The organism is Bacillus sanguinis (genome assembly GCF_018332475.1).
GTDB classification, from domain to species: Bacteria; Bacillota; Bacilli; order Bacillales; family Bacillaceae_G; genus Bacillus_A; species Bacillus_A sanguinis.
The window spans coordinates 1-12,060 of sequence record NZ_BOQB01000304.1 but is presented as its reverse complement, the minus strand read 5'-3'; the positions used below and the strand labels follow the sequence as shown (position 1 = coordinate 12,060).

The 12,060-nt window shown below is 31.8% G+C and carries 12 protein-coding genes; 5 read left to right on the top strand and 7 right to left on the bottom strand.

The genetic code is table 11. The features are described 5' to 3' along the window. Positions 1–96: 96 nt before the first annotated feature. Both KI369_RS29570 and KI369_RS24550 read left to right on the top strand, forming a co-directional pair. Positions 97–213: an acyl dehydratase gene (locus tag KI369_RS29570; protein WP_238484953.1), complete on the top strand. Its 117-nt coding sequence runs from the start codon at positions 97–99 to the stop codon at positions 211–213. Between the two features lie 172 nt (positions 214–385). Next, on the top strand, positions 386–751 hold the full coding sequence (locus KI369_RS24550) for a YxeA family protein (RefSeq protein ID WP_212957838.1): 366 nt from the start codon (positions 386–388) through the stop codon (positions 749–751). Between the two features lie 105 nt (positions 752–856). Here the strand turns inward: KI369_RS24550 and KI369_RS24545 are convergent, their stop codons facing one another. The 5 genes from KI369_RS24545 to KI369_RS24525 all read right to left on the bottom strand — a co-directional run bounded on the left by KI369_RS24545 (position 857) and on the right by KI369_RS24525 (position 5,957). Beyond that, on the bottom strand, positions 857–1,567 hold the full coding sequence (locus tag KI369_RS24545; RefSeq protein WP_212957836.1) for an alpha/beta hydrolase: 711 nt from the start codon (positions 1,565–1,567) through the stop codon (positions 857–859). A gap of 273 nt (positions 1,568–1,840) precedes the next feature. Continuing rightward, on the bottom strand, positions 1,841–2,680 hold the full coding sequence (locus tag KI369_RS24540) for a polysaccharide deacetylase family protein (RefSeq protein WP_212957834.1): 840 nt from the start codon (positions 2,678–2,680) through the stop codon (positions 1,841–1,843). Positions 2,681–2,967: 287 nt separating this feature from the next. Continuing rightward, a complete protein-coding gene (locus KI369_RS24535; protein ID WP_212957832.1) occupies positions 2,968–3,651 on the bottom strand; it encodes an N-acetylmuramoyl-L-alanine amidase family protein in 684 nt (227 codons plus the stop codon). A 126-nt stretch (positions 3,652–3,777) separates the two neighbouring features. Beyond that, entirely contained in the window at positions 3,778–5,562 is a 1,785-nt protein-coding gene (locus KI369_RS24530; RefSeq protein ID WP_212957831.1) for a sensor histidine kinase, read from the bottom strand. Continuing rightward, the gene (locus KI369_RS24525; RefSeq protein WP_212957829.1) at positions 5,559–5,957 is read right to left on the bottom strand and encodes a response regulator; all 399 of its coding nucleotides are present in this window, start codon (positions 5,955–5,957) and stop codon (positions 5,559–5,561) included. Before KI369_RS24525 ends, KI369_RS24530 begins: the two co-directional genes overlap by 4 nt. 252 nt (positions 5,958–6,209) lie before the next feature. Here KI369_RS24525 and satA point away from each other — a divergent pair, with 252 nt between their 5' ends. Further along, positions 6,210–6,761 (top strand): GNAT family N-acetyltransferase, encoded by a 552-nt coding sequence (gene satA / locus KI369_RS24520; RefSeq protein ID WP_212957827.1) that lies wholly within the window; start codon positions 6,210–6,212, stop codon positions 6,759–6,761. Positions 6,762–6,859: 98 nt separating this feature from the next. On the opposite strand, the gene menA is transcribed toward satA, so the two are convergent. Beyond that, positions 6,860–7,771 carry a 1,4-dihydroxy-2-naphthoate polyprenyltransferase gene (menA, locus tag KI369_RS24515; protein WP_212957825.1) on the bottom strand — a complete coding sequence of 304 codons (912 nt, stop codon included), beginning with the start codon at positions 7,769–7,771 and terminating at the stop codon, positions 6,860–6,862. Positions 7,772–8,072: 301 nt separating this feature from the next. Further along, on the bottom strand, positions 8,073–9,068 hold the full coding sequence (locus tag KI369_RS24510; RefSeq protein WP_212957823.1) for a CgeB family protein: 996 nt from the start codon (positions 9,066–9,068) through the stop codon (positions 8,073–8,075). A 325-nt stretch (positions 9,069–9,393) separates the two neighbouring features. Here KI369_RS24510 and KI369_RS24505 point away from each other — a divergent pair, with 325 nt between their 5' ends. Together KI369_RS24505 and KI369_RS24500 are read left to right on the top strand one after the other, a co-directional pair. Then, entirely contained in the window at positions 9,394–10,149 is a 756-nt protein-coding gene (locus KI369_RS24505) for an ABC transporter ATP-binding protein (RefSeq protein ID WP_212957821.1), read from the top strand. Between the two features lie 23 nt (positions 10,150–10,172). Then, the coding region (locus KI369_RS24500; protein WP_212957819.1) for an FtsX-like permease family protein at positions 10,173–12,060 on the top strand (1,888 nt) is incomplete at its 3' end.

The following is a 12,060-nucleotide window of genomic DNA, read 5'->3' as shown; positions in this document are numbered from 1 at the left end:
CCTTTTTTAAAGATGTTAAACCTAAATTTTCAAAAAATTTTATGTAATAGGTTATTAATACTTTTGAATATCCAAGCAATGTCATGAGAACTTTACTTGGATAAAAGTGTTACAAATAACGATTTTTTTGGAAGGCAATCCTCTTATTTTATAGAAAAATTCTATTTAGAAAAAGTTACAAAAGGAGTACAAGATACTTTTTGCGTTAATTAAATCAAAATAAAAAAACAGGTTATTTGGCTATTCATTCCGTAAGCTTAATACTCAAGTTAATCTTTTTTCACACGGTTAAACTTTATTAAGAAAACTTTAAGGAATTCCCCTCTATATTTATAAGAATTTTTTTCTATACTGAAAATGTAAATTAACAAAAGGAGAAACAATCATGAAAAAATTTATACTTTGCATAATAGGAATAGGTCTCCTTATATACTTACTACCTTTCATGTTACGCGGGGATTTGGACATATTAAATCCACTTGCTGAAGAAAAAAATGTATATGCCGTTGCCGAGGGGTATGGCGTTCCGGATTATCATACGAACGGAAGAGCTATGTATTCACTAAAAGGCGTTGATGAATCTGGTAATGAGAAAGAGTATACAGTAGGAACGAATACTCCTAATGACTTTATAAGAAAGACTTACTTGAGAATTCATGTAAAAGGAAGATACGTCTATTCTTACGATGTTATTTCTGAAAAGGATATTCCGGAGAAAATAAAGGGAAAATTGAAAATACCAAACAAATAAAAGAGCCTACTCGGTATGAGTTGGCTCTTTATTCACTCTCTCATCTATTGCCCTTCACACACTCGAGGAAAGAGAACTCTTTCGATAAATTTATTAAATTACTTATCATTGTTTTAATAACCACTGTTCAATTACTTTCACTGTTTCATCTCGTTGTGCTTTTGCCGTAATTAAGCTCGCATTATCACCCTTTTGCTCACCATACATGCCAAAATGAGCATGATTCCCCCCTTTAATCATGTGCATAGTTGTATTCTTTGACATTAACTTTTTATTGTTCTCTATTTTTTCTACAGTCGCTAAAGCATCTATTTCCCCATAAATTGATAACATCGGAATCGATTTCGTAGAGAAGTCATCTGCAGGATACGAACCTAAGAAAATAATCCCGTCTACCTTATCTTCATGTTGAAAGGCATACTTAGAAATCATAGCTCCCCCCATTGAATGCCCAGCAACATACCATTTTTGAACTTCAGGATACTGTTCCATTACACTGTCTACCGCATTGATTCCAAGTATCGCTAAGTTTAATGGTAGCTTAGGCATTACTACAAAATACCCATCTTTTGCAAGAGATTCACCTAAGTAACTATAAGCCTCAACTTCTACTTTAGCTCCTTGATAAAAAATAATCCCTATTTTAGCCTCTTTCTCTCCAAAAACGATATGATCTTCATCTTTTTTACCTTCTACTAACGATAAAGCCTCTTTCGTTGGTTTATAAGTAAACTGAGACCAAACAAAGAACGTAATACTTCCCATAAGTAAAATACCTAGTAAAGAGTACAGAACAATTTTCATCCACTTCTTCACATATATGCCCTCCCTAAGATGTGTATATTCTATACTTTAATTATTATTAATATGGTTGTCGAATAATCTTAACTAATATGTTTAGAAAAAATACTACGAGCCCTCAATGCCGTTTTAAACTAAGGTCAATATATTCAGCCTAAAACCCAGGTTGCATACTCTAAATAAAATTTATAAAGAAAAAGCCGATTTCTTTATCGTATAGGAAATCGACTTTTGGCTTAATTATTGATTTAGTAATAAAAACACCTTTTTAAGATAACTATGTTCATACTATAGACGTTGATCTTTCTGGAAGTTTAAACGAAAATGATCCTCGTCATTATATACACCAAATTCATATCCTTGCTCTTTATAAAATTTAATAATTTCAGGAAGAGCTTGTAATGTTTGCGCCTTTTCATGCATTAAAACAACTTCTACTTCTTCTGTTGTTTGTTTCTTTACATTTTCGATAATCTGAGTTGGATTATCTTTTAATTTCCAATCATTTGAGTCTATTGTCCAATCCCAAACTTTTATTGCTGCTTCTACAATTTGATTACGAATTTCCTCACCCTTTAATCCTGGTGCAGATCCATATGGCGGACGAACTAGTTTAGGAGTTGTACCCGTAATATTATGGATCAAAGCTAACGTTTCTTTCATCTCCGGTACAAATTGTCCCTTTTTGTATAGCTTATCACTATTATGTGTCATACTATGAGCACCAATATAATGTCCTTCTTTTACCGCTCTTTTTACGTTTTCCTGAAAACCTGTATGTTGTAAATTGCTACCTTGCATAAAAAATGTCGAAGGAACATTTTGCTCTTTTAGTACATCTAAAAATTTCCCAGTTAATTCGCTAGGACCGTCATCGAATGTTAAATACACAACCTTTCCTACCGGTTTTCCATCAGGTCTTTTTTGTTTTGCTGGTGATGTTTCCTTTTTCTTTTCTTGTTGCGTATTAACTTGTTTACTACTTTCATTAGCTACTCCTTTCGCTGGGGTAGAGTTCCATTCCCCCATTAAAAAGAAAGTCAAAAAGGTCGTTGCTAAAACAACTCCTAGAGATATTATTACCTTCGTTACTACACTTGTTTTTTTCTTACTTTGTGATTCTTTCATTATTTTTCGATCCTTTCCCTATTCATTTTCATATTCATTATTTAAAAAGCTGAGCCTTTACTCGACTGAATCGTTAGTTTCAACCGGTATTTACAATAAATAGATTAATAGAGACGGATCAAGATAAAATGCAGATAATGTCGAAATCAGTTAAAGAATAGCGTATTGCATCCACTCTTTAGAAAAAATATTCGTTTCTAAAGAATGGATATACACCCAAAATAAAAAATACTACTCTTCCTAATTAAGATATAGAAAGAATAGTATTTTTCTACTTGCCTATTTTATTACATAATAAAATAATTAATAATGCCATCTACAATACCTTTTTGCGATTTTGCTTGAAATTCTTCTGAATTCATTCTTTTTTCATCACTCGCATTAGATGTAAATCCTAATTCTATTAGGATAGCCGGAGAAGGATTTTCTCGTAAGACAAGAAAATCACTGCCATGAACGCCTCGATCTCGGCTGTCTATATTTTGATCAAAAATAGCTTCTTGTATGACCTTAGCTAATTTTTTATCTTTCCTTTTATTAGATCCATAATGAGTTGTTATTCCTTTTACATTTGTATCCTCAAAAGCATCATGATGAATGCTAATATAAAGATCCGCCGCATGTTCTTTCGCTACTATTACACGAGCTTGCAATTCTTCCTTTTGTTTTGTTTCTGAAAGTAAACTCGCATCTTTTTCACGCGTCAATATAACTTTTGCATCTGTTCTTTCTTCTAATTCTTTCTTTATATTTTGTGCTACTTTTAAATTAAGCTCTTTTTCAATTGTTCCAAATTTCTTTCCTTTCGTCCCTCTATCTTCTCCACCGTGCCCTGGATCAATTACAATTGTTTTTCCTCTTAATCGTAAATCCTCTGTTGATATGTTTTTGTACCCTTTAGCATGTATGAAACTAACGCCTGTACCCAGTATTACTATAATAAACAAAAGCAATATCGCTCTTTTTTTCATTTTAACAATCTCCTTATCAACTTTTCATTCCGTTTCTAATGAAAATAGTAATGAATGCTGATAAAGATAAAATGCAGATAATGTCGATTTTAATTAAAAATGAACAAAACGTGTAGAACGAAAATTCTACACGTTTTTATTTAAATAGAAGAAAAATAATACTCCATCTTCTGTATTCGAAACACCATATTCCGCACCATGTAGCTCCAAAATATTCTTTGAAATAGCAAGGCCTAATCCTGTTCCACCTTTTGAACGTTGACGTGACGTATCTCCTCGATAAAAACGATCCCATATTTTTTCTAAATGTTCTAGTTCAATATGTACTCCTTTATTTTCTACACATACTTTTACACGTTCATTCTCTTCTATTGTAGAAATAATAATATTCTCCTGTTCTGGTGTGTAACGAATTGCATTCGTAATAAAGTTAGTTATAACTTGTTCTATGCGATGCTGGTTTGCAACAACTTCAATTTTAGAAAGTTCTTTATGAACATGTAATTGCTTAGCTGTTATATCCGAGGTTAATTGCTCACATATGTAATCGATCATCTCATCAATATGGAAAACATCCATTTCCATTTTATACGTACCAGATTCGAATTTTGCTAACTCGAGCATATCAATAATGAGCATATCCATTTTATCTACTTCTTTTGACATTGCTTTAAAGTAATAATCCTTTTTATTACTAGCAACGCCATCCTCCAAAATTGAAATACAGCTCTTCATAATACTTAAAGGTGTTTTTAACTCATGTGAAACACCCGCGATAAATTCTTTACGTGTATTTTCTAATTGCTTTTCTTTCTCTATATCTTGCTGCAATTGATGAATATACGAATGCAAAGCTTTAGAAAGCGTATTAATATTTTGTGATAAATCACCTATTTCATCCTTTGTAGTAATAGGTATCGTCTCTGAGAAATCTAAACCTGCAATTTTTTTTGTAGTATTATTTATTCGTAATAATGGTTTAGCGATTTTTTTTGAGTAATAGAACGATATCAACACAATTAAAATCAATACAAAGATAATTAAATATACATAATAATCCTTTATCATTTGTACTGCTTCATCAACTGGTTGCAATGATGTCATAGCAAAAATATAATTTTTCATACCATTTGCATCTTTTGTTGGCTTGATTAAAAGTTTATATTTAATATTATTTTCTTCGTAATCCATTATTTCTGTAGAAGTAACATCATTAAATTTTCGATCCAATAATAAATCAACCTGAAATTGCTTTATTCTATCTATAAGCACACGATTTCCATATATAAAGTTATTTCCTGCAGTCCCCTCTGGTAATTCCACGTTCTGAATGCTTCCTGCTAAATATAATTGTGAACTTTCTTTTGATGATACAGCTTTTGGCCCATACAACCTTTCTGATAGTTGCTTGTTCTCTAGCCCAACATTCTTCTCTTTTATCGTTAACATCGCAGGGACTACTATATCCCCCTTCTGTACTCCATCGATAATAATATGACTCCCTTGTTCTAAACTATATTTCATCCTTTCTATATCTTCTAAATTGATAAAACTATACAACGGTATATGAATGGAACGTTCAGAAAAACTCTTATTTTCGTTAGGGTCTAATTGAATTTCTATAGAAAAATCATTTGCATATTTTATATTACCTGCACGATCTAACGTTGTAATCCATGTGGCATTCTCTTGATAGAAATTTTGTTCCAATTCCTGAATTGCTGTCGCATCATCTCCAGCTTTTACATATGCTTTTTCAAAGGATTGAATATTCTTTTCAATATCATTCACTTTTCGATTTGCATAGTATTGCTTAAAAAATATAGTTTGTCCAATAAAAATAGTTGCTAAAATAAGTGTGCATAATGCTGTTGTTAATATAAATAACTTTAATACAATTCCTTTTTTCATACTTGTCCCTCAAATTTATAACCAGCTCGTACAACGGTTACAATACAAGCTGCTTTTTGTCCTAATTTATGACGCAAATTACGAATATGACTATTAATAGTGCGATCATCTGCTCCTAGTTCAAATCCGAGTAAAGTATCTTCATCTACCCGAGCCGTTAACATAATAATAGGTACATTAAATTTCTTCCGAATTCGCCGACAGACTGCCCAGCCATCTAATTCCCGTAACATATTATCTAAAATAATTAAATGCACCTCATGCTCTTCAAATATAGATAACGCTTCTTTTCCATCAATCGCCTCTAAGACGTTGTACCCTTCGTTTAATAAGTAATCCTTCATAATCTCACGTAAAATATCTTCATCTTCTACGATTAATATTGTTCTTTGCATCTTTTCTCTTCTCCACGATTTATTTTATTGTTAGGAAGAAATAGTTCATTTTATATGTTAACCAATTAGAAATCTTTCACTATTTCCGTCACTACTACATACAACATGGTTATATCAAGATAATAGCATGACAGTATAAAGATAAAATGCAGAGATAGCCTTACTATTGAAATACTATTATAATTTTATAATTGGAATGAATTTGAATCACATAAAAAACCAGAAGAAATAATATGATTTGGAGGTATCACGATGAGCCTTTTAATTAGAGAGTTAGAAACAAATGATTTAGACAATCTCCCGGAAATTGATGACAGTTTTATAGTGAATGCTCGGTTAATTCTTTCTCTTTCAAAAGTAAATAGACGCATAGAATACAAAGTAGAAGACGTTCCGAGTTATGAAAAAAGTTATTTACAAAATGATAATGAAGAAGTGGCGTACAATGAATATATAAATAAGCCCAATCAAGTAATCTACATAGCACTGTTACATAACCAAATCATCGGATTAATAGTATTGAAAAAGAATTGGAATCACTATGCTTACATAGAAGATATAACGGTGGATAAAAAACATCGTACACTCGGGGTTGGTAAAAGATTAATTGATCAAGCAAAGCAATGGGCAAAAGAAGGCAACATGCCCGGGATCATGCTTGAAACGCAAAATAATAATGTTGCTGCGTGTAAGTTCTATGAAAAATGTGGATTTGTAATAGGTGGATTTGATTTTCTTATTTATAAAGGTTTGGATATGACAAGTGATGAAGTTGCAATTTATTGGTATTTTCACTTCGAATGAAAATGTTCTTAACGTTAAACAAACTCAAAATAAAAACCCCAATCTCTCTACATTAAAATTGAGAAATTGGGGTTAAGTTATTTAACAAGATTTTTTATTTAAAACAAATAACTAATTAATAATCCTGCTGATAATAAGAAGCCGAAAATCGTATTTGTCATCGCTGTTGATTTCATGGCGATGCGCATATAACCGGGATCCTTTGCTCCTTTTTGGAAACTTTGAATAGCAGAGATTGGCTTTCTCAAACCTAGGAACATAACTAATGCCCAAGGGCTTATATAACCCATCAACACAATCACCGCGATCCATACATAAGCAATGAAAAAGGCAACAGCTAGTGTTACTATTGCTTTTTCTCTCCCAAGGAGGATTACTAATGTCTTTCTTCCACCTTTAATATCTTCTTCGATATCTCGGATGTTATTGGACATGTTAATTGCACCGACTAAAATTCCAATTGGAATGGAAATCAATACACTTTCAATCGTTATCGTATTCGTTTGAATAAAGAAAGCAATAAGTACAAAACATGTCCCCATTAACAAGCCAGAAACTAATTCTCCAAATGGAGTGTACGCAATTGGTAATGGACCACCTGTATATAAATAGCCAACCGCCATCCCAATTAAACCGATGACGACTAACCACCAGCTGCTATTCATACAAATATAAACTCCAATAATTGCTGCTACTACATACAATAAAAGTGCAACTGTTAACACGTTTTTTGGTTTCAATCCGTGACGGACAATTCCGCCACCGATACCAACAGAATCAGCGGTATCTAATCCACGTTTGAAATCATAGTACTCATTAAATAAATTCGTTGCTATTTGCAATGCTAAACATGCAACCATCATCGCAATAAATAAAAGCCAATCGATTTTGGCAACATAAAGTGATGCTACTGTCCCTAAAATTACAGGAGAAAACGTCGCCGTTAACGTATGCGGGCGCGTCATCTTCCATATTAATTTAGCGGAACTAATTTCTTTTTCTGTCCCCATAACTCTGTTCAATCTCCCTACTTTAAGTATAAATTACTAGCAGTTTCTTTCTATCTATTTCCTGCCACGCATCTATTATAGCAAAAAAAGAATTGGCGATAGAACTTTAATGCTCTTGCTTGTCCTTATATCACTCTTGAATTAAGTTATTAAAAAAAGTCCGTTGCTCACATTCGAACAACGGACCTTTTTATAGCAACCAATTTAAAACATCCTCAGCAATCTCTTCTGGTCTATCCCAGTGCATTAAACGCTTATCTTCATGTATACCTATGCTATTTCATTTAAGTTAATGATTAGACTACATCTTCACGCCCCTCAAATTAATATAGTTTAATAATTGTATAATTCGTTTATCATATGTGTGATGTTTCAAGGTTCGATCCAGTCCATTTTTTGCTATTTGTTTTCTTTCTTGTACATGTTCCAAATAATAATCAGCTTTTTGTATAAACTCCGATGCACTATTAAACGTCTCTATTTCAACACCTGGTCTGTAATGCTTTGCTACATCTGGTCGTATATCAGTTAGTTGAAAAGAGCCTACAGCATTAATTTCAAACGTCCTATTATTTACTGAGAAGGCTTGGATGTTTGCAGTATTACAATTCAATTCCTTATCATTTGGTGAACGGTGTAAATTTATATTGATTGTAGTTGATACGTAAAATTGTAATGCATCTTCATACTTCGCAAGTGGCAATAGTTGTATTTTATCCTTTAACCTTTCATAATTCTTTAATTTCTCCCAACCGAACCCCACAATTTTTGTATTTTTTTCTGCTAAATACTCTGAAATAGAATCAATAAAGGTAAGTCTATTTTCAAACGCTGTGCCTATAAAACTAAGATCATACTTATATGTATCTTCTTTATGAGAAGGTTTAAACACATCTAGATTCGCTGCCAAAGGGAGATGAAACACATTCTTACATCCTAACCCTCTATAAAACTTGATACAATTTAAATCTTGCGTAAATATGTAATCATAATACGGAACAAAATTTTGTGTTACATCCGTATAATAAGGATCATCTGTTAGCCAAAGCCCAGTAGTAAACCCTGCCTTTTTTAAGAATGGCATAATATGATAAAATTCTTCACTTAAACCACTCAGTACCAAAATAAAATCTGGTTTCATTTTTAACGCGGTTTTTACAGCTTTTTCCGGACTCACCATACTTGTATCGCTGTTTACCTTTTGTAAACTATTCAAAATTGCTGCTTCGATCATTGGATAATAAAAAGGAATTCCCGATTGAATAAATAAAATTTTCTTAGGAGTATTGCTCTTCATGTCATTTCCCCCTATTACTACATAATCAAAGCGCACGAAAATTAGCAGTCTTTATTCATTTTCATGACCTCTTACTTTACATGTATAAGCACCGTTTATGTCCATTATGTTGAACTTCCCTCGTTTTATCGGCTGATGGGATTTTTGAAGTTGGTGCTTCTTTTATTCATACCCCTATCATGATGTATCTATATTTTTTATCAGTTACACCATTTCGTAATACAAAGTAACAGCATATGAGCACAAGATTGCGCTTTTTACTCATGCTTCTTTTTATATCAAAAGATACACTTTATATATAAATAGATGCAAAGGAGTAAATAAAATGAATGCATTAGTATCTGCAAGGAATGTGACAAAAATTTATAACAAGAACCAATTACCTGGGCTTAATAAAGTTTCTTTTGATATTCAAGCGGGGGAGTTTGTGGGGATTATGGGAGCCTCTGGATCCGGAAAAACGACTTTATTAAATATTTTATCCACTATCGATACCCCTACAGATGGCGATGTTTTTATAAACGGGGTCAATATCCAAACGCTTAACAATAATAAATCTGCTGATTTTAGGAAGGATTACTTAGGTTTTATTTTTCAGGAGTATTTTTTACTTAATAGTTTAACAGTAAAGGAAAATATTGCTGTTCCACTTACTCTGTTAAAAAACTCTCCAAAGGAAATTGAATCCACAATAGAAAATTTAGCAAAGCGTTTTGATATATTTGAGCAATTAAGCAAGTATCCTAGTCAATTATCGGGTGGACAAAAACAAAGGGTTGCAGCTGCAAGAGCCCTTGCAAAGCAGCCTAGTATTTTATTTGCAGATGAACCTACAGGCGCGTTAGATTCAAATTCTGCAACAGAACTACTTCAAAAATTAAAAGAGGTAAATGAGGAACTTCGAACTACAATTTTAATGGTAACTCATGATGCCTATGCAGCCAGTTTTTCTAGTAGAATTTTAATATTCAAAGACGGAAACATTATAAAAGAATTAAAGAAAAATAAACAAAATAGAAAAGAATTTTTTGAAGAAATATTAAAAGAAATCTCTAAAATTGATGAAAATCGATATAACTAAGAGCATGAAAGGAAGATTGAACTGTGGGTTTATTTACAATTGCAAAAAAGAATTTAAAAAATAACTTCTCCTTCTATTCATTCTATTTCATTTCAGTAGCTTTTGTACTGACGGTATTTTTCTCCTTTATCTCTTTTTCCATGAACGACATTGTCATGGTAAAGATTTCGTCTGACGGTAGGATAGAAACAATGTCCAAAACAGTGGCAATCTTTGTTATGGCATTTGTACTATTCTATATGTCATACTCTAATACATTTTTCATGAAAAAAAGAATGAACGAGCTCGGTATTTATTCTCTTTTAGGATACAGAAAATCAACGATGCTAAAACTGTTAACTTTTGAAAATATTATCATTTGCTCTACTGCCCTTCTTGTAGGAATCACTTTTGGTGCTATCGCTCATAAAGGAATTGTGGAAGCAATAATTAAAATACTAAAATTACAAATCGATACTTCTAAAGTACCATTTATTAATCTTGATGCAGTACTATTTACCTTTGTTTTTATCTTTGCTGTTCTTTTTGTTTTATCTTTATCAAATTGGCTTATTCTTCGAAAAAGTTCCTTACTAACTTTAGTGCGCATGGAACAAAAGGAAGAAAAAAACATAAAAATCAATACAGTTTTTTCACTACTAGGATTATTTTTCATTTTAATTGGCTATTTCTTAGCCATCGATATTACACGAGGCACGAACTCTTTGTGGAAAACAATTGGCTTTTCCCCCATCGCCCTCTTAACAATGTTTAGTGTAATATTAGGAACGATCTTCTTTATTCATTCTTTCTTACCATATGCGATTCAAAAATTGAAGAAAAATAAAATATGGTTTTATAAAGAATCCAATATTATTGTCATTCCAAACTTTATATTTAAAATTCGTTCGAAAGCAAAAACTTTAATTTTATTAGCCTTATTAACCGCAGGAACTTTAGCTATATTCAGTTCTACTCTACTGACTCTTTACTATCCAGTTGCCGCTACAGAACGGATCGTACCTTCAGCTATTGAGTTCCCTTTAGACGATAAGGATGTAGCGAATAAAGCACTACAAACTGTACAAAATACTGTCGGTAAAGAAAATACAAGATATGCAGAAACAACCATTATTAACGGGAAATCTAATTCTGATAATTTACCTAAAGAATATCGTATAAAAAAAGAACATGGATTTGACCTTATCTCTGAGTCAGATTACAGAAAGTTAATACATATTCAAGATAAAAATGTAGAATTTAATCATTTAGCTAAAAATGAAAGCATCCTAGTAAAATATCGACCTGAAAAAGAAAATCTAGATAAAGGGAAAATATATACTTTAAATTTAACGCCTACAACTAATATAGATGTTAAAGTAAAAGACACTACATTACTTAATTCGATTGGGTTTGCAAATAGTATAGGAACACTTATTATCTCGGATCAACTGTATAAAGAAATAAAAGTTTTAGAGTTACCCCAAAAAACGATAGTCAGTTTTAATGGAAAAGATATGAGGGATAATAAAACAGTTTATGAAAACTTAGCTCCACTATTTAAAAATAATAGTTATTTTACAAGCAGTTACCAGAAAAATGATTATATTATTCAGCAAAACAGCTCAACATTCTTGCTCATTAGTTTTGTTACTATCATCTTCTTTATTGCAACAGGCAGTATTCTCTATTTCCATAACCTTTCAAGTATGATGGCAAATAAAAATGAATTTATTATTTTAAATAGAATGGGCTATAACAAAAAGAAGATAAAAAGAATAATAAGTAAAGAGATTTTCACCTTGTTTAGCATTCCTTACATAATAGGATTAGCACATAGTATCTTTGCATTAATAGCTTATAAGACTGCTTTAATGGATGACCTATTAGGAAAAAGTAGTGCGTTTATATTACCAATTCTTTTCGCAGTAA